At 72.7% G+C, this 22,454-nt stretch carries 15 protein-coding genes and 3 pseudogenes; 14 read left to right on the top strand and 4 right to left on the bottom strand.

The window, feature by feature from the left end:
• Positions 1-9 precede the first annotated feature (9 nt).
• Entirely contained in the window at positions 10-1,482 is a 1,473-nt protein-coding gene (locus AC0AIB_RS28065) for an NAD-dependent malic enzyme (RefSeq protein ID WP_328338830.1), read from the bottom strand.
• A gap of 175 nt (positions 1,483-1,657) precedes the next feature.
• On the opposite strand from AC0AIB_RS28065, the gene hflX reads away from it, so the two are divergent.
• Positions 1,658-3,109, top strand: coding sequence for a GTPase HflX (gene hflX, locus AC0AIB_RS28060; RefSeq protein ID WP_465097819.1), 1,452 nt, complete (start codon positions 1,658-1,660; stop codon positions 3,107-3,109).
• A 48-nt stretch (positions 3,110-3,157) separates the two neighbouring features.
• Positions 3,158-5,203 (top strand): hypothetical protein, encoded by a 2,046-nt coding sequence (locus tag AC0AIB_RS28055; RefSeq protein WP_465097818.1) that lies wholly within the window; start codon positions 3,158-3,160, stop codon positions 5,201-5,203.
• 72 nt (positions 5,204-5,275) lie between these two features.
• Here AC0AIB_RS28055 and lexA read toward each other — a convergent pair whose 3' ends face one another.
• Entirely contained in the window at positions 5,276-6,058 is a 783-nt protein-coding gene (gene lexA / locus AC0AIB_RS28050; RefSeq protein WP_328338824.1) for a transcriptional repressor LexA, read from the bottom strand.
• A gap of 597 nt (positions 6,059-6,655) precedes the next feature.
• On the opposite strand from lexA, the gene nrdR reads away from it, so the two are divergent.
• The 8 genes and pseudogenes from nrdR to AC0AIB_RS28010 all read left to right on the top strand — a co-directional run bounded on the left by nrdR (position 6,656) and on the right by AC0AIB_RS28010 (position 14,746).
• Positions 6,656-7,144, top strand: coding sequence for a transcriptional regulator NrdR (nrdR, locus tag AC0AIB_RS28045; RefSeq protein ID WP_328338822.1), 489 nt, complete (start codon positions 6,656-6,658; stop codon positions 7,142-7,144).
• Positions 7,145-7,223: 79 nt separating this feature from the next.
• A pseudogene (locus AC0AIB_RS28040) lies at positions 7,224-7,700 on the top strand (vitamin B12-dependent ribonucleotide reductase); the annotation flags it as partial.
• Positions 7,701-8,582 (top strand): annotated as a pseudogene (locus AC0AIB_RS28035) (LAGLIDADG family homing endonuclease); the annotation flags it as partial.
• 177 nt (positions 8,583-8,759) lie between these two features.
• Positions 8,760-11,183: pseudogene (locus tag AC0AIB_RS28030) on the top strand (vitamin B12-dependent ribonucleotide reductase); the annotation flags it as partial.
• A 115-nt stretch (positions 11,184-11,298) separates the two neighbouring features.
• Positions 11,299-12,234 carry a DUF2332 domain-containing protein gene (locus tag AC0AIB_RS28025; protein WP_465097817.1) on the top strand — a complete coding sequence of 312 codons (936 nt, stop codon included), beginning with the start codon at positions 11,299-11,301 and terminating at the stop codon, positions 12,232-12,234.
• 295 nt (positions 12,235-12,529) lie between these two features.
• Positions 12,530-12,772 carry a DUF5522 domain-containing protein gene (locus AC0AIB_RS28020; RefSeq protein WP_328338819.1) on the top strand — a complete coding sequence of 81 codons (243 nt, stop codon included), beginning with the start codon at positions 12,530-12,532 and terminating at the stop codon, positions 12,770-12,772.
• A gap of 57 nt (positions 12,773-12,829) precedes the next feature.
• Entirely contained in the window at positions 12,830-14,089 is a 1,260-nt protein-coding gene (locus AC0AIB_RS28015) for an MFS transporter (protein WP_465097816.1), read from the top strand.
• Positions 14,090-14,194: 105 nt separating this feature from the next.
• On the top strand, positions 14,195-14,746 hold the full coding sequence (locus AC0AIB_RS28010) for a hypothetical protein (RefSeq protein WP_328338815.1): 552 nt from the start codon (positions 14,195-14,197) through the stop codon (positions 14,744-14,746).
• A 96-nt stretch (positions 14,747-14,842) separates the two neighbouring features.
• On the opposite strand, the gene AC0AIB_RS28005 is transcribed toward AC0AIB_RS28010, so the two are convergent.
• The gene (locus AC0AIB_RS28005) at positions 14,843-15,529 is read right to left on the bottom strand and encodes a metal-dependent transcriptional regulator (RefSeq protein WP_328338813.1); all 687 of its coding nucleotides are present in this window, start codon (positions 15,527-15,529) and stop codon (positions 14,843-14,845) included.
• A gap of 97 nt (positions 15,530-15,626) precedes the next feature.
• On the opposite strand from AC0AIB_RS28005, the gene AC0AIB_RS28000 reads away from it, so the two are divergent.
• Genes AC0AIB_RS28000 through AC0AIB_RS27990 form a run of 3 tightly spaced genes read left to right on the top strand, consistent with a single transcriptional unit; the run spans position 15,627 to position 20,299 of the window.
• Positions 15,627-16,484 carry a sulfurtransferase gene (locus AC0AIB_RS28000; RefSeq protein ID WP_328338811.1) on the top strand — a complete coding sequence of 286 codons (858 nt, stop codon included), beginning with the start codon at positions 15,627-15,629 and terminating at the stop codon, positions 16,482-16,484.
• Between the two features lie 48 nt (positions 16,485-16,532).
• Positions 16,533-17,714: an acetoin utilization protein AcuC gene (locus AC0AIB_RS27995; RefSeq protein WP_328338809.1), complete on the top strand. Its 1,182-nt coding sequence runs from the start codon at positions 16,533-16,535 to the stop codon at positions 17,712-17,714.
• Positions 17,711-20,299: a bifunctional acetate--CoA ligase family protein/GNAT family N-acetyltransferase gene (locus AC0AIB_RS27990; RefSeq protein WP_442930835.1), complete on the top strand. Its 2,589-nt coding sequence runs from the start codon at positions 17,711-17,713 to the stop codon at positions 20,297-20,299. Before AC0AIB_RS27995 ends, AC0AIB_RS27990 begins: the two co-directional genes overlap by 4 nt.
• 120 nt (positions 20,300-20,419) lie before the next feature.
• Here AC0AIB_RS27990 and sigB read toward each other — a convergent pair whose 3' ends face one another.
• Positions 20,420-21,436: an RNA polymerase sigma factor SigB gene (gene sigB / locus AC0AIB_RS27985; RefSeq protein WP_465097815.1), complete on the bottom strand. Its 1,017-nt coding sequence runs from the start codon at positions 21,434-21,436 to the stop codon at positions 20,420-20,422.
• 225 nt (positions 21,437-21,661) lie between these two features.
• Here sigB and AC0AIB_RS27980 point away from each other — a divergent pair, with 225 nt between their 5' ends.
• Positions 21,662-22,450 (top strand): sporulation protein, encoded by a 789-nt coding sequence (locus AC0AIB_RS27980; RefSeq protein ID WP_328348880.1) that lies wholly within the window; start codon positions 21,662-21,664, stop codon positions 22,448-22,450.
• The last annotated feature ends 4 nt before the right edge of the window (positions 22,451-22,454 follow it).

Raw genomic sequence — 22,454 nt, 5'->3', positions numbered from 1 at the left:
GGTTAGGGGTTAGGGGGTGGCGCTGGCGGTGGCGGCGATCTCGGGGAGGTCGGCCGGCCCCGGGTCGGCGGCCGGGGGTGGCGTGACGGCGGGGTTCTGGGCGGCGGCGCGGACGGCGGCGGCGACCGCCGGGGCGACCCGGGAGTCGAAGACGCTTGGCACGATGACCGTTGGGTTGATCTTGTCTTCGCCGACCACGTCGGCGATGGCACGGGCCGCCGCGATCGCCATCTCCTCGGTGAACTCCTCGGCGTGCGCGTCGAGCATGCCCCGGAACACGCCGGGGAAGGCGAGCACGTTGTTGATCTGGTTCGGCTGGTCCGAGCGGCCGGTGGCGACGATCGCCGCGTGCTTGCGGGCCTCCCGGGGGTCGACCTCCGGGTCGGGGTTCGCCAGCGCGAAGACGATCGCGTCCTTGGCCATGGTGGCGACGTCGTCGCCGGTGAGCAGGTTGGGGGCGCTCACCCCGATGAAGACGTCCGCGTCCCGGACCGCCCCCGCCAGGTCGCCGGAGTAGTTGTCCCGGTTGGTGTTCTCAGCCAGCCACTGCCAGGCCGGGTTCAGGTCGGGTAGCCCACGGTGCAGGGCGCCCTGCCGGTCGTACGCGATGATGTCGCCGACGCCCTGGCGCAGCAGCAGTTTCATGATCGCGGTCCCGGCCGCGCCGGCCCCGGAGACGACCACCCGCACGTCCGCGAGCTGCTTGCCCACCACGCGCAGCGCGTTGGTCAGCGCGGCCAGCACGCAGATCGCGGTGCCGTGCTGGTCGTCGTGGAAGACCGGGATGTCCAGGAGCTCCCGCAGCCGGGCCTCGATCTCGAAGCAGCGCGGCGCGGCGATGTCCTCCAGGTTGATCCCGCCGTACGCCGGGGCGATCGCCTTGACGATCGCCACGATCTCGTCGGTGTCCTGGGTGTCCAGCACCACCGGCCAGGCGTCCACCCCGCCGAAGCGCTTGAACAGCGCCGCCTTGCCCTCCATCACCGGCAGCGACGCCGCCGGGCCGAGGTTGCCCAGGCCGAGCACCGCCGAGCCGTCGCTGACCACGGCGACCGTGTTGCGCTTGATGGTCAGCCGCCGGGCGTCCGCCGGATTCTCCGCGATCGCCATGCAGACCCGGGCCACCCCGGGGGTGTACGCCCGGGACAGCTCGTCACGGGTCCGCAGCCCCACCTTCGAGTGCACCTCGATCTTGCCGCCGAGGTGCAGCAGGAACGTCCGGTCGGAGACCTTGCGCACGTCCACCCCGTCGAGCGCGGTGAGCGCCTCGACGACCTGGTCGGCGTGGCCGGCGTCGGCGGTGTCGCAGGTGAGGTCGACGATCACGTGGGTCGGGTCGGAGTCGACCACGTCCAGCGCGGTGACGATCGCACCGGCCTCGCCGACCGACGTGGTCAGCCGGCCGATCGAGGAGGCGTCCGCGGGGACCGCGATCCGGATCGTGATCGAGAATCCGGCACTCGGCAGTCTGGTGATGGCCACGGAAATACCTCCGTCGTCGCTGGCGGCTCGTCGCCATTTCTACTCGCCCGCCGGGGCCCGACGGCAGCCGCCCCCGCGTTCGGCGACCTGTGCCACGGGCATATAGCGGTCGCGTTCCGCGTTGACCCGTGTCAGGATTGTTCGGTACATGCACAGAACGGACAGGAGACCCAACTTGCGAGACCAGGAGACCCACACCCCCTTCTCGGACGACGACCTCGACGCCACGACCGGTGAGTACGAGCTGTCGGAGCGGCAGGCGTTGCGGCGGGTCCCCGGCCTCTCCACCGAGCTCACCGACGTCACCGAGGTCGAGTACCGCCAGCTCCGGTTGGAGCGGGTCGTCCTCGTCGGCGTCTGGACCGAGGGCAGCCAGCGTGATGCCGACAACTCGCTGACCGAGCTGGCGGCGCTGGCCGAGACGGCCGGCTCGCAGGTGCTCGAAGGGCTGATCCAGCGCCGCAGCCGCCCCGACCCGGCCACCTACGTCGGCCGGGGCAAGGTCGACGACCTGACCGCGGCGGTGCTCGCCACCGGTGCCGACACGGTGATCTGCGACGGTGAGCTGTCCCCGTCCCAGCTGCGCAACCTGGAGCAGCGCACCAAGGTCAAGGTGGTCGACCGTACCGCGCTGATCCTCGACATCTTCGCCCAGCACGCCAAGAGCAAGGAGGGCAAGGCCCAGGTCGAGCTGGCCCAGCTCGAATACCTGCTGCCCCGGCTGCGCGGCTGGGGCGAGACGCTCTCCCGGCAGTCCGGCGGCTCCGGGCGCGGCGGCGGCGCCGGCGGCGGCGTGGGCCTGCGGGGCCCCGGTGAGACCAAGCTGGAGACCGACCGGCGGCGCATCCGGCACCGCATCGCCCGACTGCGTCGGGAGATCAAGGCCATGAAGACGGTACGCCAGACCAAGCGCGCCCGGCGTAGCCGCAACGCTGTTCCGGCGGTGGCCATCGCCGGCTACACCAACGCCGGCAAGTCGAGCCTGCTCAACCGGCTCACCGGGGCGGGTGTGCTGGTGGAGAACGCGCTTTTCGCCACCCTGGACCCGACCACCCGCCGGGCTACCACCTCGGACGGACGGCTCTACACGCTGTCCGACACGGTGGGCTTCGTCCGGCACCTGCCGCACCAGATCGTCGAGGCGTTCCGCTCGACGCTGGAGGAGGTCGCCGAGGCCGACCTGGTGGTGCACGTGGTCGACGGCGCCCACCCCGATCCCGAGGAGCAGGTCCGCGCGGTTCGTGAGGTGCTCTCCGAGGTCGGTGCCGACCGGCTGCCCGAGCTGCTGGTGGTCAACAAGATCGATGCCGCCGACGAGGAGACCCTGCTGCGACTCAAGCGGCTCTGGCCGGATGCGGTCTTCGTCTCCGCGCACAGCGGGCGCGGCATCGACGGGCTGCGCGAGGTGATCGAGCAGCGGCTGCCCCGCCCGGCAGTGGAGGTCCGCGCGGTGCTGCCGTACGACCGGGGGGACCTGGTGGCCCGACTGCACCGGCAGGGCGAGGTGCTCAGCACCTCCCACCTGCCGGAGGGCACGCTGCTGCACGTCCGGGTGGGGGAGGCGCTCGCCGCCGAACTGGCGCCGTTCGTGGCGGCGGGTGATCCGGCGGTGGCCGGCAGCCGGTGAGCGCTCCGGTGTGACCGGAGGTTCATCGCGGCATGCGACACTGACGCCATGCGCCGCGCTGTCTCCTCGGTCACGGTTGCCCTCGCCCTGTTCGGCGCGGCCGTGGCACCTGCTGCTGCCGCCGCCGCGGCGGCACCGACCTCCGCCGCCCTGGTCGGCGGGGTGCCGGTTGCCGCCGCCCCGGTCGGTGGGGCGCTTCTTGCCGCCGCGCCCGCCGGCAAGAAGAAGTGCACGATCACCGACGAGCGGCTGCGGGAGCTTTCCGGCCTGGTCGCCACGAAGACCGGCTACATCGTGATCAACGATGGCACCCTTGACGAGAGCCGCAAGCGGGTCTTCTTCCTCGACACCAAGTGCAAGATCGCCAAGGAGCCGGTGAAGTACTCCGGCGACGGCCCTTTCGACACCGAGGACCTGGCTCTCTCGCCGGACGGAAAGACCCTCTGGATCGCCGACACCGGTGACAACGTCACCAGCAAGGAACGGCGTACCCGGGTCGCGGTCTGGACGATGCCGGTCACCGGGGCCAAGCAGCCGGTGCTGCACCGGCTGTCGTACCCGGAGCGCAAACCGCACGACGCCGAGGCGCTGCTGGTCGGCGCGGACGAGATGCCCCTGGTGATCACCAAGGTGCCCAGCGGCAAGGCGGAGATCTACACCCCGGAGGCGAAGCTCGACAAGGGCGGCAACGCCGAACCGGTACCGATGAAGAAGGTCGGCGAGATCACGTTGCCGAAGACCACCACCGACAACCCGCTCAACATCATCGGTCGGGTGGCCATCACCGGAGCGGCCCGCTCGCCCGACGGCAGCAAGGTGGTCCTGCGCACCTACGCCGACGCCTTCGAGTACGACGTCAGTGGCGACGACATCGTGGCCGCCCTGGCCACCGGCAAGCCCCGGGTCACCCCGCTGGCCGACCCGTTCGGCGAGGCCATCGCGTACACCCCGGACGGCACCGGCTTCGTCACCGTCTCCGACGGTGGTGAACTCTCCCCGGACGACCCGATCGACATCCTCGGCTATTCGCCGTCCACCAAGGGCGCGGAGCCGGTCGAGGGCGCGGCGGGAGCCAAGCCGGTCGCCGAGCAGTCCTGGTACGACGCCCTCAGCCTGGACCAGATCACCTACCTGATCGGTGCGGTCGGTGCGATCGGCGCCGTGTTGGTCGGGGCGGGCATCGTCGGCATCGTGCGATCCCGGCGGCGGGCCGCGGCGGCTGGCGAGGAGCCGGACGACCCCGACGACGAGGTCTTCACCTCCGGCGCCGTCTCCCGGGCCGACGGCCTGCCGGCCGGTGAGTCTCCCCGGGGTGCTGAACCATCAGTGGACCGGCCACGTGGCGGTGTCTACGGCGCCCCGCCGCCGGTCGGCGGTGCGCCCGCCCGTCCGGCCGGCGGCGCGGTCTACGGCGGTGGCCGGCCCCCGGCCGGCCCCGGAGCAGTTCCTTCCGGTGGTCCGGGAGGCGGCATCCCACCGGGCGGCGGACGTCCGGCGGGCGGCGGTGTCTACGGCGGCGGTCGTCCCGCCGGCGGTGGGGTCTACGGTGCCGCCCCGGCTGGCGGCCCGCCGGTCAACGGTGCCGGTCCGCGCGGCGGTGCCTCACGTGGTGGCCCGGGTGGCGGTGCCCCACGTGGTGCCTCCCGGGCCGGCACGCCGGCCGCTGCGGACCCGCGTGGCGGTGCTCCGGCGGGTGGCCGTGGCGCTCCTCCGGCGGGTGGCCGTGGTGCTCCTCCGGCGGGTGGCCGTGGCGGTGCCCCGATGGGCGGGCGTGGCACGCCGCCGGGTGGGCATGGTGGTGCTCCGGCCGGTGGGCATGGTGGCACGCCGCCGGGTGGTCGTGGTGGCACGCCGCCGGGTGGTCGTGGTGGCACGCCGCCGGGTGGTGCGGGCGCGGCCGGTGGCCGTGGTGGCGCTCCGGGCGGTGGGCGCGGTGGAGACGGCGAATACGGTGCTGGGCGGGCCGAACCGCCGCGTCGTGGTGGGGCGGGTCCCCGTGAGCCGCGTTCGGGTCCGCGCCGCGACGGTGGTCAGGAAGACCGGCGGGGTGGCCAGTACGGTCAGCCGCCCGGCCGCAACGGCGAGCGCTACTGACCTGCGGCGCGGCGAGCGCCGTCCTGGGTGGCGCGCCGGCCGCCTCCGACGGAGGCGGCCGGTCGAGGGGCGTCAGATCCGGCGGAGCACGGCGACGACCCGACCCATGATGGTGGCGTCGTCACCGGGGATCGGATCGAAGGCCGGGTTCTGCGGCATCAACCAGACGTGACCGTCGCGTCGACGGTAGGTCTTGACGGTCGCCTCACCGTCGAGCATGGCGGCGACGATGTCGCCGGCCTCGGCGATCGGCTGCTGCCGGACCACCACCCAGTCGCCGTCACAGATCGCCGCGTCGAGCATCGAGTCGCCCTTGACCTGGAGCATGAAGACCTCACCCTCGCCCACGAGCTCGCGGGGGAGCGGGAAGACGTCCTCCACCGCCTGCTCGGCCAGGATCGGCCCGCCGGCGGCGATCCGACCCAGCATCGGCACGTACGCCGGGGTGGGGCGCTGGGCGCGACTCAGCTCGTCGTCGGCGTCGCTCGGAGCGCGGACGTCGACCGCCCGGGGACGGTTGGGGTCGCGCCTCAGGAAGCCTTTCTTCTCCAACTCCTTGAGCTGGTAGGCGACGCTGGACGGGGAGACCAGGCCGACCGCCTCGCCGATCTCGCGGACGCTCGGCGGGTAGCCGTGCCGCTCCACCCAACTGCGGATGAACTCCAGGATGCGGCGCTGCCGGGCGGTGAGGTCGACGGTGGCCGGGTCGGGGAAACCGCTGACCACCGGGGTGACCGGGCGGACGGCCGGCTGACCGGTCCGACTGCGGGCGGCGCGGGGACGCCGAGTGGCCGGCGGACCCGCCTCGGCGATCGGCTGCGGGTTCTTCTGCCGGCTTGCCCGGTCCTCGGTCACGTCCGTCCTCCCTGGTCGGCGCTGGGTGCCTTGGCGGCTCGTGGTGCGTGCGGGGGTGTCGCGGTGTCGGACCGACCTGTGCGGCCTGCCCGGTCGTTCATGACCGTATAGGTGAGATCGGTCATTTTCAAACATCTGTACGACGCATCTCGGCGTGTCGGGTGGCGAGCCTGGCAACTCGTACGTTTGTTCTGGTAGATGGTACGGCCTCGTCGAACCTGTGTACGACGGGTCGGCGGTGCTCCGGGTCGGCCGTCCGTCCCGCCGGGCGTGGCCGGACGGCCGGTAACCTCCCGACGGTCCGGTCGGTTGCACCTGTCGGCACCCGGGTGCGGCGAGGTCGTCGCACGGTGGGAAGGGTGGCTCGGGCGTGACGCGCCGGACACGCCCGCAACTTGACCCGACCCGGCCGGCGGCCTACGGTCGACCCCTAGATGTAGTAGTCACATGGGCGTAAGTTGCCCACAGGTTGGGTTCGACTACCCACTGCACTCCCGTATCGTCGACCACGGCGACGGCCGACGAGGCCGGCTCCGCCGGGTCGACGTGTGCCCGGAGCGGGCGGGCGGGCCCACGGTCGATCAAGGAGGTCAGGCGATGCGGTGTCCGTACTGCCGGCACGCCGACTCCCGGGTCGTCGACTCGCGCGAGGCCGACGACGGTCAGCTGATCCGGCGGCGGCGCTCCTGCCCGGAATGCGGCAAGCGGTTCACCACTGTCGAGGAGCCCGTGCTCGCGGTGGTCAAGCGCAGCGGGGTGACCGAGCCGTTCAGCCGGACGAAGATCATCGGCGGGGTGCGCAAGGCATGCCAGGGCCGGCCGGTCGACGAGGACTCCATCGCGCTGCTGGCGCAGAAGGTCGAGGAGACCGTCCGGGCCAAGGGGGCCGCCGAGCTGCCCAGCCACGACGTGGGTCTGGCGATCCTGGGCCCACTGCGCGACCTGGACGAGGTGGCCTACCTCCGCTTCGCCAGCGTCTACCGCTCGTTCGACTCACTTGCCGACTTCGAGCGTGAGATCGAGACACTCCGGGCTGCCGCGCGGGCCCGCGTCGACGCGGCCGAGGCCGCCGACCGTACCAACTGAGTCTTGTACCAAGTGACGACCTGGATTCTGACAGTGACGACGCGTGGCGGGTGGCCGCGCAGACGAGGGGGCCGATGAGATGGCGGGGGACGGCGTGACAACCAGCCGGTCGCGGGCGGCGAAGAACGGCGCGGCGACGGGGCTCAAGGTGCAGCGGGTCTGGACGACCGAGGGCGTGCACCCGTACGACGAGGTGGCGTGGGAGCGCCGCGACATCGTCATGACCAACTGGCGGGACGGCTCGATCAACTTCGAGCAGCGCGGGGTGGAGTTCCCCGAGTCCTGGAGCGTCAACGCGGCGAACATCGTGACCACCAAGTACTTCCGGGGCGCGGTGGGGACCCCGGAGCGGGAGTGGTCGCTGCGGCAGCTCATCGACCGGGTGGTCCAGACCTACCGGGCCGCCGGTGAGCAGCACGGCTACTTCGCCAACCCGGCCGACGCGGAGATCTTCGCGCACGAGCTGACCTGGATGCTGCTGCACCAGGTGTTCAGCTTCAACTCGCCGGTCTGGTTCAACGTCGGCACCCCGTCGCCGCAGCAGGTCAGTGCCTGTCTGCCGTACGACTCTCTGGTCAGCACCCCGGCAGGGTTGGTGCCTATCGGCAAGCTCGTCGAGGACGGGTCCGTCGGCACCAAGGTGTACGACGCGAACGGCCTGACCCGGATCGTGGCGGTCAAGGCCAACGGGGTACGTGACGTCCTCCGGTTGCACACCAAGGCGGGTTACACCCTCGACGTCACCCCGGACCACGTGGTCTGGCAGAGCACCGGCACCGGTACCGGCCGGTGGGTCGAGGCCGGCACGCTGGCTCCCGGTGACCAGCTCGAGTGGCACCGTACCTACGCCTACGGCGAGACCGAGCTCGACCTGCGGGAGATCCGCGAGGCCGCGCTCGCCGGCTGGTTGCAGTCGGACGGCTTCGTCGGTCAGTACACCGAGGGTACGAACCGGTCGCTGACCATCGAGGCGATGACCGTCAACGACGACGAGTTGGACTGGGTCACCGGCACCCTGGACGAGGTCTTCGCCGACGCGCACCGGCACGAGCGCCCGGTGGCGACGCAGAGCGACGAGCTCGACTGCCGCCGTACCCGCCTCTACGGCGAGCACCTGCGCCCCTTCGTCGACAAGTGGGATCTGCTGACCCGTGGCGTCGACATGACGGTGCCGGAGCGGCTCTTCACCGCCCCGCTGCCGGTTGTCGCCGGCTACCTCCGCAGCATCTTCCAGGCCGAGGGCTACGTGTCGGCGCGGGAGAGTTCGACGCTGGTCGCGGTCGACATGATCTCGGAGAAGCTGATCCGGGGTGTGCAGAGCCTGTTGCTGCGCTTCGGGATCTTCTCCCGGGTCGGATACAAGGCAGACCCCCGTCCCGACCGGAAGGGCTGCTGGTCGGTTCGGATTCAGAACGACGGCGACCGGGACCTGTTCGCCACGCACATCGGTTTCATCGGCGTCGACAAGATGGCCAAACTCGAACAGGGCTTCGCCAAGCCGGGCCAGCCGGCCAACGACGCCAAGCGGGTGGAGATCGACCGCGTCGAGCCGCTCGGTGCGATGGAGGTCTACGACATCCAGACCGAGAGCGGCGAGTTCCTGGCCGGCAACCTACGGGTGCACAACTGTTTCATCCTTGCCGTTGACGACTCGATGGACTCCATCCTGGACTGGTACAAGGAGGAGGGGCTGATCTTCAAGGGCGGCTCCGGCTCCGGGGTCAACCTGTCGCGCATCCGGTCGTCGCGTGAGCTGCTCTCCTCCGGCGGCACCGCCTCCGGCCCGGTCAGCTTCATGCGCGGCGCGGACGCCAGCGCCGGCACCATCAAGTCCGGCGGCGCCACCCGGCGCGCGGCCAAGATGGTCATCCTGGACGTGGACCACCCGGACATCGAGGAGTTCGTCACCACCAAGGCGCGCGAGGAGGACAAGATCCGCGCGCTGCGGGACGCCGGCTTCGACATGGACCTCGGCGGCAACGACATCGTCAGCGTCCAGTACCAGAACGCCAACAACTCGGTCCGGGTCTCCGACGAGTTCATGGCGGCGGTGGAGAACGGCGGTGGCTTCGACCTGCGGGGCCGGCTCGACGGGCAGACCATCGAGACCGTCGACGCCCAGAAGCTGTTCCGCACCATCGCCCAGGCCGCCTGGGAGTGCGCCGACCCGGGCCTGCAGTACGACGACACCATCAACGACTGGCACACCTGCCCGGAGACCGGCCGGATCACCGCGTCCAATCCTTGCAGTGAGTACCTGCACCTGGACAACTCCTCGTGCAACCTCGCCTCGCTGAACCTGATGAAGTTCCTCCGTGCCGACGGCGGCTTCGAGGTGGAGAAGTTCGTCCGGTCGGTGGAGTTCGTCATCACCGCGATGGACATCTCGATCTGCTTCGCCGACTTCCCGACCGCGAAGATCGGCGAGACCACCCGCGCCTACCGGCAGCTCGGCATCGGCTACGCCAACCTCGGCGCGCTGTTGATGGCCTCCGGCCTGCCGTACGACTCGGAGCAGGGCCGGTCGGTGGCGGCGGCGATCACCTCGCTGATGACCGGCACCGCGTACCGCCGCTCGGCCGAGCTGGCCGCGATCGTCGGCGCGTACGACGGCTACGCGCGCAACGCCGAGCCGCACAAGCGGGTGATGCGCAAGCACGCCGCCGCCAACGACGCGATCAAGCCGGCCGGCACGGTGGCCACCGCCATCCTGCGGGAGGCGACGAAGCAGTGGACCGAGGGCAACAAGCTCGGTGACCGGGCCGGCTGGCGCAACTCGCAGGCCGCGGTACTGGCTCCGACCGGAACCATCGGTTTGATGATGGATTGTGACACTACGGGTGTTGAGCCAGATTTGGCCCTGGTCAAGTTCAAGAAGCTGGTCGGCGGCGGCTCGATGCAGATCGTCAACCAGACCGTCCCGCGCGCCCTGCGCAGCATCGGCTACCCCGAGGAGCAGGTCGAGGCGATCGTTGAGCACATCGCCGACCACGGTCACGTGGTGGACGCACCCGGCCTCAAGCCGGAGCACTACCCGGTCTTCGACTGCGCGATGGGCGAGCGGTCCATCGCCCCGATGGGCCACGTCCGGATGATGGCGGCCGTCCAGCCGTTCATCTCGGGCGCCATCTCCAAGACGGTCAACATGCCGGAGCAGGCCACCGTCGCCGACGTCGAGAAGATCTACTTCCAGGGCTGGAAGCTCGGGCTGAAGGCGCTGGCGATCTACCGGGACAACTGCAAGGTCGGCCAGCCGCTCTCGGTGGCCAAGCCGAACAAGACCGCCGCCCCGGCCGTGGTCGAGGCACCCGCCCCGGCCGCGGTGGAGAAGGTCGTCGAGTACCGCCCGGTACGCAAGCGGCTGCCGAAGAAGCGCGCGTCGGAGACGGTCTCGTTCTCCGTCGGCGGTGCCGAGGGTTACCTCACCGCGTCGTCCTACCCGGACGACGGCCTCGGCGAGGTCTTCCTCAAGATGTCCAAGCAGGGCTCCACCCTGGCCGGGGTGATGGACGCCTTCTCGGTGGCCATCTCGATCGGCCTGCAGTACGGCGTCCCGCTGGAGACGTACGTCAGCAAGTTCACCAACATGCGGTTCGAGCCGGCCGGGATGACCGACGACCCGGACGTGCGGATGGCCGCCTCGGTGATGGACTACATCTTCCGTCGCCTGGCGCTGGACTTCCTGCCCTACGAGCGCCGCGCCGAACTGGGCATCTTCACCGCCAAGGAGCGGGCCGCGCAGTTGCGGGCCGAGGCCGAGGCGGAGGCGAGCGGCACGGACCTGACCGCGATGGCGTCCTCGGCCCCGGTCGAGGCGGTCGAGCCGAAGACCGGCCCGGTGGCCCAGCCGGCCCAGGAGTTGGCCGACGTGGCCGCCGCCAAGCCGGCGCCCGCCGTGGGTTCCTCCACCGAACTGCTGGAGGCGGTGATCGGCAAGGCCGCCGACGCGCCGCTCTGCTTCACCTGCGGTACGAAGATGCGCCCGGCCGGTAGCTGCTACGTCTGCGAGGGCTGCGGCTCCACAAGCGGTTGCAGCTGACCTACGGGTCTACGCGGAAGGGTCGGCACCTCGAACGGGGTGCCGACCCTTCCGCGTATCCGGCCCCGGCCGGCACGGGGCTGCGTGGCACGGGTGCGGCGGGAATGATCGGGGCATGACCACCGCCGACCGGTACGTCGAGTTCGCCACCCGGGAGGCGCACGGCGTCTCGCCGGCCTACGAGCGGCTGGCCCACGTGGTCGCCCACGACGACGAACTGCTGGCGCTCCTCGACACCCTGCCGCCGGCGAAGCGGCAGCCACAGCTGCTCTTCGGCGTCGTCCGCTGGCGGGGCGGCCCGGTCGACGACCCGACCGGGTTCCGCGCCCACACCGTGACGCACTGGCCGGCGGTGCGGGCCGCGATGCTCACCCGGGCGGTGCAGACCAACGAGGCCGGGCGCTGCGCGGCGCTGCTACCGGTGCTGGCCGCCCTGCCGCAGCCGCTGGCGCTGCTGGAGGTCGGCGCGTCCGCCGGCCTCTGCCTCTATCCCGACCGGTACGCCTACCGTTACGGCGAGCACCTGCTCGGCCCGGGGGAGCCGGTCCTGGACTGCCTGCTCACCGGGACGAGCCCGCCGGTCACCCGGCCGGAGGTGGTGTGGCGGGCCGGTCTGGACCTGAACCCGCTCGACGTCACCGACCCGGCCGACGTGGACTGGCTCGACGCGCTGATCTGGCCGGAGCACCGCCACCGTCGGGCCCGGCTGCGGACGGCGGCGGCGGTGGCCGCAGCCGACCCGCCGGAGCTGGTCCGTGGTGACCTGGTGGACGACCTGCCGGAGTTGGCCGCGCGGGCCCCGGCCGGCGCGACGCTCGTGGTCCTGCACACCTCCGTGCTCTACCAGGTGCCGCCGCCGCGCCGGGCGGCCTTCGTCGAGCTGGTCCGCACCCTGCCCGGTCACTGGGTGGCCGCCGAAGCGGCCGAGGTGCTGGCGCACCCCCGGCTGCCGGCGCCGCCGGACGGGGCGTTGTACAACGTGCTCGGCCTCGACGGGACGCCGTTGGCCTGGATCCGCTCACACGGCCAGGAGGCACACTGGTTCGGCTGACCGATCCGGACCATGACGTTCCGTGAGCGTTACGGGACAGCGGATGAGATCGATCATCACGCCGACCGCAGTCAGTTTCGACCGCACCGGCAACCACGAGGGCAGGGACGGGACGGGGGGAGAACCTCGGTGTCGCCGAGTACACCCTGCTGGAGAAGGCGCACGTGCTCGGCGGCGGTCTGGACGGCTGGGACGTGCTCTACCCGAAGGTCCAGCAGGTCGACCTGCTGACCCGGGTCCGCGCCGAGACCGCCGGCGCGGCGGGCTGAGCCCCCAGGGCCGTAGACTCGCGGCGGTGAGTGCCGAACGTCGTCCGCTGGCGGACCGGCCGTTGACCGAGCCGCACCCGTCCCGGCTGCCGCCGGAGCACCCCGGCCGGGCCCGGATCCTGGCCGCACACGCCGCCGCGCTCGCCGCCGGGGAGGCCGGTTATCCCGACCCGGCCACCGGGTTGTTCGTCCTCAGCGCCGGTTTTCTGGCCCGACGCGGCACCTGCTGCGGGCGTGGCTGCCGGCACTGCCCCTACGTCGACGACTAATCCGGGTGCCCCGGCCGCCCGGCCCACCTAGGTTGGGTGCGGAGCGACGGGGGACCGATGACGACGCAGTTGACCGGTGGCAGGGTGGTGCGCCGGCCGCTGTGGCGGGACCGGAGCTTCGCGCTGTTCTGGGGCGGTCAGACGGTCGGTGAGCTGGGCACCCGGATGTCCGGGGTGGCGGTGCCGCTGCTGGCGGCCGGCCCGATGCGGGCGGGCGTGTTCCAGGTCTCCCTGTTGACAGTGCTGGCCTGGCTGCCCTACCTGCTCTTCTCACTGCCGGCCGGTCTGCTCGCCGACCGGGTCGATCTGCGCCGGCTGATGATCTGCTGCGACCTGGGCCGGGCCGCGTTGCTGTCGTCGCTGCCGGTGGCCGCCCTGGTCGGGCAGCTCACCCTGGCCTTCCTGTACGCCGTCGTCGGGCTCTGCGGGGTGCTCACCGTGCTCTTCACGGTGGCCTACAAGAGCATCGTGCCGGCTCTGGTGCCGGTGGACCGGTTGGTCGAGGCGAACGCCCGGCTGACCGTCAGCCAGGACACCGCCGCGCTGGTCGGGCCGAGTGTCGGCGGTGCGTTGGCAGGTGTGGTCGGTGCCGCCCGGGCGTTCCTCGGCACCGCGCTGGCCTTCCTGCTCAGCGCGGTGGCGCTGGTGGCGGTCCGGCCGCCGGTGCGGGACCGTCCGGCCGTTGCCGACCGGGTGCCGGCGCGGGTCGCCCTCACCGAGGGGTTGCGCTTCGTCGGCCGCCGACCGATCTTGCGCAGCATCCTCGCCTGCACCGCCACGTCGAACTTCTTCGCCATCGGCACCAGCGCGCTGGAGGTCAGCTACCTGGTACGGGAGCTACGGGCCGGCCCGGCAACCGTCGGGCTTGTCTTCTCCCTGGGGGCGGTCGGTGGGCTGGTCACCGGCGCGCTGGCCGACCGGCTGTCCCGCCGGATCGGCACGGCCCGGGTGATCTGGATGTCGATGGTGACGCCGGGCCCGCTCTACCTGCTGGTGCCGTTGGCCCGGCCCGGCTGGGGGTTGGCGCTCTACGTCGTCGGCCTGGCCGCGTTCTCCGCCAACGCGGTGCTCTTCAACGTGTCGATCCTGTCGTACCGGCAGCGGATCACTCCGCCGGAGCTGCTCGGTCGGGTGAACGCCGCGTTCCTGTGGGTCTGCTTCGGAGTGGTGCCGTTGGGGGCGCTGGCCGGCGGGGTGCTCGGTAGCCAGTGGGGGCTGCGACCGGCGCTCGTGGTCTGTGCCCTCGGCACCTGGAGCGCCGCACTGTTCGTGGTGCTGTCTCCACTGCGGACCATGCGCGACCTCTCGCCGACCTGACAGCATCCGGGCGGGACGGTCGGGTCTTCCGTCCGACAGCGCCACCCCGTACGGTTTCCGACGGACACCGGCGGGTTCTCCGTCGACGATCACGGAGGTGTGCCCGTGCACGGGCGGATCTGGTGGGCCGGCGTGGGCGTGCTGTTGACCACGGGCTGCGGTGCGGCAGAGGCCGACCCGGTACGGCTGCCGGCGGAGAAACCGGCCGCGGTGGAGGTGGAGGCCGCCTCGTCCGGCGGGGCGTGCCGACTGCTCGACTTCGCGGTGATCGAGGAACACACCGAGGTCCGCTTCGACGTGGCGGCGGCCAGTGACCGGGGAGACACCCGGACCTGCGTGGTGCGGGCCATCGACGCCACCTGGCCGGAGCTGACCCTGACGGTCACCGACACGTCGATCGACGTCTCCACCTTCACCGCCGACGTGCTGCCCGCCGGGGCGACGAAGGTGACGAAGCTGGGTCAGGTCGCCTACCGGCGGACCGGTGCGAAGGCCGCGAAGCACGGTCCGACGGCCGAGGTGGGCTGGCTGGCCGCCGAGGACCGGCTTGCCATGCTCCGCTGGACCTGCCCGCCGGACGACGACCGGGCCACCGCCGGTGAGGTGGCCGTCCGGCTGGTCGACCTGGCGAGGAAGCTCGACACCAGGGCGCTGTGACGCCGGCCCGGCACCCGCGAAGGCCGGCACCGGGCCGGTGCGCGGCGGACGAAGACCCTCGCGGGTCAGGGCGCGGCGAACCAGGCCCTTCGCGGGTCAGTGGGCGGCGACGAAGACCCGGGAGGCGACCTCGCGGGGCAGCCGGACCCGTTCGCCCGAGCGGTCGATGAAGACCCCGTCGCGCTCCTGGGCGACGGTGACCGTGGCACCCGGGTCCACCCCGGCGGCGTGCAGTTGACGCAGCACGTCGGCGTCGGTCTGCACGCTCTCGCAGATCCGCCGGACCACCACCGGGCCGGTCAGCCCGGGGAAGGCGAGGTTCCGTTCACCCTCGACGGTGTCGGTGGCCTCGGCCTCCGGTGAGCCCAGCTCCTCCAGGCCCGGGATCGGGTTGCCGTACGGCGAGCGGGTGGGGCGGTTGAGCAGGTCGTAGACCCGCTTCTCCACCGCGTCGCTCATCACGTGCTCCCACCGGCAGGCCTCCTCGTGGGCCTCCTCGTAGGGCATCCCGATCACGTTGACGAGCAGCAGTTCGGCGAGCCGGTGCTTGCGCATCACCGACACCGCGCTGCCCCGGCCCAGCGCGGTGAGCGCCAGGTGCCGGTCGCCCTCGACGGTGAGCAGCCCGTCACGTTCCATCCGGGCCACGGTCTGGCTGACGGTCGGCCCGCTCTGCCGCAACCGCTCGGCGATCCGGGCACGCAACGGCGGCACCCCCTCCTCTTCGAGTTCGAGGATGGTGCGCAGGTACATCTCGGTCGTGTCGACCAGGTCATGCTTCACGTCAGCGGCCTCCCGGTGGTCGATGCTACCCCGGCGCACGAAGATCGACCTGCGCCGAATCGCGAGGTCGGTCCCCCGATGGTGTTGACTGGACGCCATGTCCGGTACCGATGACCCGTTGATCGAGCCGGACCGGCTCGCCACCGAACTGGCCCGACCCGACCCGCCGACCCTGCTGGACGTCCGCTGGCGGCTGACCGGCCCACCCGGCCGCGCGGACTACACCGCCGGCCACCTGCCCGGGGCGGTCTTCGTGGACCTGGACACCGACCTGTGCGGCCCACCCGGCGCGGCGGGCCGGCATCCGCTGCCCGACCCGGCCGCGCTCCAGGTCGCGCTGCGGGCCGCCGGCGTCCGCACCGGTCATCCGGTGGTGGTGTACGACGGCGGCGACGGGATGTCCGCCGCCCGCGCCTGGTGGACGCTGCGCTGGGCCGGGCACCGGTCGGTGCGGGTGCTGGCCGGTGGCTGGCCGGCCTGGCTCGCCGCCGGGCTGCCCCGCGCCGTCGAGGTGCCCACCGTGTCGCCCGGCGACGTGACCGTCCGGCCGGGTGCGCTGCCGGTGCTGGACGCCGACGACGCGGCCCGGCTCGGGGCGGCCGACGACGGGGTGCTGCTGGACGTCCGGGCCGCGCCGCGCTACCGGGGCGAGACCGAGCCGGTCGACCCGGTCGCCGGGCACGTGCCGGGCGCTGTCAACCTGCCCGCCCCGGAGTACGTCACCGGGGGCCGCTTCCCGTCCGCCGAGGCGCTGCGGGACCGGTTCGCCGCCGCCGGGGTGCGCGCCGACCGGCCGGTGGGGGCGTACTGCGGCTCGGGGGTGACCGCCGCGCAGGCCGTGCTGGCGCTGCACCTGGCCGGCCGGCCGGACGCCGCGCTCTATGTCGGATCGTGGAGCGGCTGGGTCGCCGATCCGTCCCGCCCGGTGGCCACCGGCCCGACACCAGCGGGTTGACCAGCACGTGTGGTGGGCGACAGGTGACCTGCGTGCGACGATGACCCCATGTCGGACGACACGCTTGTGGTGTGGGACGAGTCCCTGCTCGACTACGACATGGGGGAGCACCCGCTCGACCCGGTCCGGGTCGAGCTGACCGTCGCGTTGGCCCGGGAGCTGGGCGTCCTGGACCGGCCCGGGGTGCGGTTGGTCAGGCCGGAGCCGGCCGACGACGCGACGTTGACCCGGGTGCACCTGCCCGACTACCTGGCGGCGGTACGGGCCGCACCCCGCGACCCGCTCTTCGCCGGCTACGGGTTGGGCACCTCGGACAATCCGGTCTTCGACGGGATGCACGAGTCCAGCGCGTTGATCGCCGGAGCGAGCGTGGCCGCCGCCGAGGCGGTCTGGCGGGGCGAGGCCCGCCGCGCGGTAAACGTGGCAGGTGGGTTGCACCACGCCATGCCCGACCGGGCCGCCGGGTTCTGCGTCTACAACGACCCGGCCGTGGCCATCGCCCGCCTGCTGAACCTGGGCGCCGAACGGGTCGCCTACGTCGACGTGGACGTGCACCACGGCGACGGTGTGCAGGAGGTGTTCTACCACGACCCCCGGGTGCTCACGGTGAGCCTGCACGAGACCCCGCTGGCGCTCTTCCCCGGCACCGGGTTCCCCGACGAGACCGGCGGCCCCGGGGCGCAGGGCAGCGCGGTGAACGTGCCGTTGCCACCGGGCACCGACGACGCCGGCTGGCAGCGCGCCTTCCACGCGATCGTGCCGTCTGTGCTGCGCGCGTTCCGACCGCAGATCCTGGTGACCCAGTGCGGTGCCGACGGGCACCGGAGCGACCCGCTGGCCGACCTGCACCTGTCGGTGGACGGGCAGCGGGCCACCTACCTGGCGTTGCGGGCGCTCGCCGACGAGCTGTGCGACGGCCGCTGGGTGGCCACCGGCGGCGGCGGGTATGCCCTGGTGGAGGTGGTGCCCCGGGCCTGGACGCATCTGCTGGCGGTGGCCGCCGGCGCCCCGATCGCCCCGGCCACCCTCACCCCGCCCGGCTGGCGGGCGCTGGCCGCCCGGCGGGTGCCCGGCCGGGACGTCCCGCTGCGGATGACCGACGACGTCGACCCGGAGCACCAGCCGTGGCAGCCGACCGGGGAGCCGAACTCGGTGGACCGGGCCGTGGCGGCCACCCGCAAGGCGGTGTTCCCGCTGCTCGGGCTGGACCCGTACGACCCGCGCGACTGAGCCGGGGACCTGGGGAGGGGCCGGACGTGGTGACCAGTGTGGACCAACCGGTGGACGTGCTGCTCAGCGACGGCAGCACCGTCGGCCTGCGCCCGATCCGGCCGCAGGACGCGCCGGAGATCGTGGCCATGCACGGGCGTTTCTCGGAACGCACCCGCTACCTGCGCTACTTTTCGCCGTACCCGCGGATTCCGGAACGGGACCTGCACCGGTTCGTCACCGTCGACCACCGGGACCGGGAGGCGTTCGTGGTGCTGGCCGGCGACCGGATCGTCGCCGTCGGCCGGTACGAGCGGCTGGGCCCGGCCGCCCCGGAAGCCGAGGTGGCATTCGTGGTGGAGGACGCCTACCAGGGGCGGGGGATCGGTTCGGTGCTGCTGGAGCACCTGGCCGACGCGGCCCGCCGGGCCGGCATCGGGCACTTCGTCGCCGAGGTGCTGCCCACCAACGGCGTGATGCTGCGGGTCTTCGCCGACTTCGGTTACCAGGTGCAGCGGCAGTTCGCCGACGGGGTGGTGCACCTGACCTTCCCGATCGCCCCGACCGAGGCGACCCTGGCGGTGCAGCGCGGCCGGGAACACCGGACCGAGGCCCGGTCCATCGCCCGGCTGTTGGCCCCGCGCGGGGTGGCCGTCTACGGGGCGAGCGCCAGCGGGCAGGGGGTCGGCGCGGCCGTCCTCGGGCACCTGCGTGACGGTGGTTACCCGGGGGTGATCGTGCCGGTGCACCCGAGCGCGCGTACGGTCGCCGGGCTGCCCGCGTACCCGTCGGCGGCCGACGCCGGGGTGGACGTCGACCTGGCGGTGGTTGCGGTGCCGCCCGACGCGACGCCTGCGGTGGTGGCCGACGCCGCCGCCGCCGGCGCGCACGGCCTGGTGGTCATCTCCGCAGGTTTCGCCGAGGCCGGGGCGGCGGGCGCGGCGGCCCAGCGGGCCCTGGTCCGGGCGGCGCACGCCGCCGGCATGCGGGTCGTCGGCCCGAACTGCCTGGGCATGGCCAACACCGACGAGCGGGTACGCCTCAACGCCACCCTGGCCCCGGTGCTGCCGGCCCCCGGTCGGGTGGGTTTCTTCAGCCAGTCCGGCGCGTTCGGGGTGGCGCTGCTGGCCGAGGCGCAGCGTCGCGGGCTGGGCCTGTCGAGTTTCGTGTCGGCCGGCAACCGGGCCGACGTCTCCGGCAACGACCTGCTCCAGTACTGGCAGGACGACCCCGGCACCGACGTGATCCTGCTCTACCTGGAGACCTTCGGCAATCCGCGCAAGTTCGCCCGGCTGGCCCGCCGGATCGGCCGGGACAAGCCGGTGGTGGCGTTGGCCTCGCTGGCCCGCCCGGTCGGCCCCGGAGCTGGCCCGGCGCTTGACGAGGCCGCCGTCAGCGCGCTGTTCGCCCAGTCCGGGGTGATCCGGGTGGACACCGTCGCCGAGCTGCTCGACGTCGGGGTGTTACTGGCCAACCAGCCGTTGCCGGGCGGCGACCGGGTCGGGGTGGTGGGCAACTCGTCGGCGCTGACCGGGCTGGCCGCCACCGCCTGCGCCGGGCAGGGCCTCACCGTCGCCGCCGGCTACCCCCGCGACGTCGGTCCGCACGCCGGTGCCGCCGAGTTCGCCGCCGCGCTGGCCGGGGCGGTCGCCGACGATCGCGTGGACGCGGTGGTGGCGGTCTTCGCCCCGCCGCTGCCGGGGCAGCTCACCGTCGAGGAGGCCGACTTCACCGCCGCCCTACCGGCGGCGCTGGGCGGTGGCAAACCGACGGTGGCGACCTTCCTCGCCGGCCGGGTGCCGGTCGGGCTGCCCGCGTACCCGAGTGTGGAGGAGGCGGTGCGCGCGCTGGGCCGGGTCAGCCGGTACGCCGGCTGGCTGCGCCGGGAGCCGGGTACGCCGCCCGAGCTGCCCCGGGTGGACCGGGTGGCCGGGCAGGCCGCGTTGCGCGGGGACGCCGCCGACCCGGCCGCGCTGCTCGCCGCGTACGGCGTCGAGGTGGTGGGGTCGGTGCCGGCCGGCACCGTCGACGAGGCGCTCGCCGCCGCCGGGCGGTGCGGTTGGCCGGTGGCGTTGAAGGCCGCCGCGCCCGGCCTGCGGCACCGCCTCGACCTGGGCGCCGTCCGCCTCGACCTGGCCGACCCGGTCGCGCTGCGCCGGGCGTACGCGGACCTGACGGCGGTCTTCGGCGCGGACGTGCTGGTCCAGCCGATGGTGCCGCCGGGGGTGGCCTGCGTGGTGGAGCTGCGCGAGGACCCGGCGTTCGGGCCGGTGGTCGGCTTCGGGCTGGGTGGTGTCGCCACCGAACTGCTCGGCGACCGGGCCTGGCGGGCGGTGCCGTTGACCGACCGGGACGCCGCCGAGCTGGTCGACGAGCCCCGGGCGGCACCGTTGCTGCGCGGGCACCGGGGTGCCGCGCCGGTGGACCGGGCGGCCCTGGCCGACCTGCTGCTGCGGGTGGGCAGACTCGCCGACGAGCAGCCCCGGGTGCGGTCGCTCACCCTCAACCCGGTGCTGGCCCGGCCGGACGGCGTCTCGGTGCTGCACGCCGCCGTGGGCGTCGGCGCGGCGGACGCCCGCCCGGACACCGGCCCACGCCGGCTCTGACCCGGGTGCCGCCGTGCCCAGGGCGCTTGCGCTGCCCCGGGTGCCGCCGCACCCCGTAGCTGCGCCGCACGGGTGCGGGCCCCCGGCGGTTCGCCGGGGGCCCGCACCGCACCGTCCCGCTCAGCAGGCGTACGCCTCCAGCCGCTGCGCCCGCTCCGGGTCGCGCAGCTTGAGCAGGGTGACCTTCTCGATCTGCCGGATCCGCTCCCGGGACAGGCCGAACTCCTTGCCGACCTCGTCGAGGGTGCGCTGCCGGCCGTCGTCCAGGCCGAACCGGAGCCGGATCACCGCCTGCTCCCGCTGGGAGAGGGTGGCCAGCACGATGCTCACCTCGTTGCGTAGTTCGCCGTTGGCGGTGGCGTCGCCGGGCTCGGTGCGCGGGTCCACCGAGGCGACGAAGTCGCCGAGCGCGCTCTCGCCGTCCTCGCCGACGGCCTGGTCGAGGCTGACCGGCTCCCGGTCGTACGAGATCAGCTCGATGACCTGGAACTCGGGGATCTCCATCGCCCGCGCCACCTCGGAGACGACGGGCTCGCGGCCCAGCTTGACCGAGAGCTCGCGGCGGACCCGGACCATCCGGTTGACCTGCTCGACCATGTGCACCGGGATGCGGATGGTGCGGGCCTGGTCGGCCATCGCCCGGGTGATCGCCTGCCGGATCCACCAGGTGGCGTACGTGGAGAACTTGTAACCCTTGGCGTAGTCGAACTTCTCGACCGCGCGGATCAGGCCGAGGTTGCCCTCCTGGATCAGGTCGAGGAAGGCCATCCCCCGCCCGGTGTACCGCTTGGCGATGCTGACCACCAGCCGCAGGTTCGCCTCCAGCAGGTGGTCCTTGGCGGCGCGGCCCTGCCGGGCGATCAGTGCGAGGTCTGCGTGCAGGTCATCGGAGACGGGGGTGCACGTCGACAGCTTCTCCTCGGCGAACAGCCCGGCCTCGATCCGTTTGGCCAGCTCGACCTCCTGGGCCGCGGTGAGCAGCTTCGTCCGGCCGATGCCGTTGAGGTAGGCCCGGACCAGGTCGGTGGAGACCCCGCGCTCGTCGGTGGCGTCCAGGTCGGTGAGGGCGTCGGTGCCGTGCTCGGCGTCGATGGTGGTGGCCGGGCGCGTCTGGTTATCGATCATCTGCAGGGCCATCTCTGTGTCTCCCCGTCTCCGCTTTCCGTGTCGCGTACCGGCGCCATCGGCTCCGGTGATGAACAGCTTTCCAATCAGGGCGTGAAACGGGGGTGAGGCGATCGGGGACCCGACAGCAATCCGGTCGGATGCGGGGTGTCGGCCGAAGTGGGTCTTGCCAGGTCCGGCTACCGTGCCAGCGGTCGGCCACCGGGGTCGGCAATGCGACAGGCAATGGAGGACGTGGTGGTCTTCAAGCGGCTCATGCAGTCGATGGGGGTGGGCGGTCCGTCGGTGGAGACCGTGCTCGCCAACCCGAACTGCCGTCCGGGCGGGGTGCTGGAGGGGCGGGTGCACGTGGCGGGCGGCGACCACGCCACCGACATCGAGTACGTGGCGCTCGGCCTGCTCACCCGGGTCGAGGTGGAGGGCGCCGACTCCGAGTACGAGACCACGCAGGAGTTCGCCAGGCAGCAGATCACCGGGCGGTTCCGGCTGGAGGCCGGGCAGCGGTACGACATCCCGTTCCGGTTCGCCGTGCCGTGGGAGACCCCGCTGACCGACCTGTACGGCCAGCGGCTGCACGGGATGACGATGGGGCTGCGTACCGAGTTGGAGGTGGCCCGCGCGGTCGACAAGGGTGACCTGGACGCGGTCTCGGTGCACCCGCTGCCGGCCCAGGAGCGGCTGCTGGAGGCGCTGCTGCGGCTGGGCTTCCGGTTCGCCCGCGCCGACGTCGAGCGCGGCCACATCTACGGCGTACGGCAGGGTCTGCCGTTCTACCAGGAGATCGAGTTCTACCCGGCCCCGCAGTACGCCGGGGCGATCAACCAGCTGGAGGTCACCTTCGTCACCGACCCGCACCAGGTGCAGGTGGTGCTGGAGATGGACAAACGGGGTGGCCTGTTCACCGAGGGCCGGGACGCCTTCGGCCGGTTCACCGTCGACCACGCCACCGCCGACCGCACCGACTGGGCCGCCCAACTCGACGGCTGGCTCCGCCAGTCCCTCCACCGCCGCGGCCTCTTCACCTGACCTC

This window comes from Micromonospora sp. DSM 43699, from assembly GCF_055517075.1.
Note: the sequence above shows the minus strand (reverse complement) of the source record. Positions and strands in the feature narration are given on the sequence as shown.

Coding starts and splice junctions, on each gene's coding strand:
- AC0AIB_RS28055 (WP_465097818.1), top strand. CDS start 3,158: ATGCGCCGCGCTGTCTCCTCGGTCACGGTTGCCCTCGCCCTGTTCGGC.
- nrdR (WP_328338822.1), top strand. CDS start 6,656: ATGCGGTGTCCGTACTGCCGGCACGCCGACTCCCGGGTCGTCGACTCG.
- AC0AIB_RS28025 (WP_465097817.1), top strand. CDS start 11,299: ATGACCACCGCCGACCGGTACGTCGAGTTCGCCACCCGGGAGGCGCAC.
- AC0AIB_RS28015 (WP_465097816.1), top strand. CDS start 12,830: ATGACGACGCAGTTGACCGGTGGCAGGGTGGTGCGCCGGCCGCTGTGG.
- AC0AIB_RS28000 (WP_328338811.1), top strand. CDS start 15,627: ATGTCCGGTACCGATGACCCGTTGATCGAGCCGGACCGGCTCGCCACC.
- AC0AIB_RS27995 (WP_328338809.1), top strand. CDS start 16,533: ATGTCGGACGACACGCTTGTGGTGTGGGACGAGTCCCTGCTCGACTAC.
- sigB (WP_465097815.1), bottom strand. CDS start 21,436: ATGGCCCTGCAGATGATCGATAACCAGACGCGCCCGGCCACCACCATC.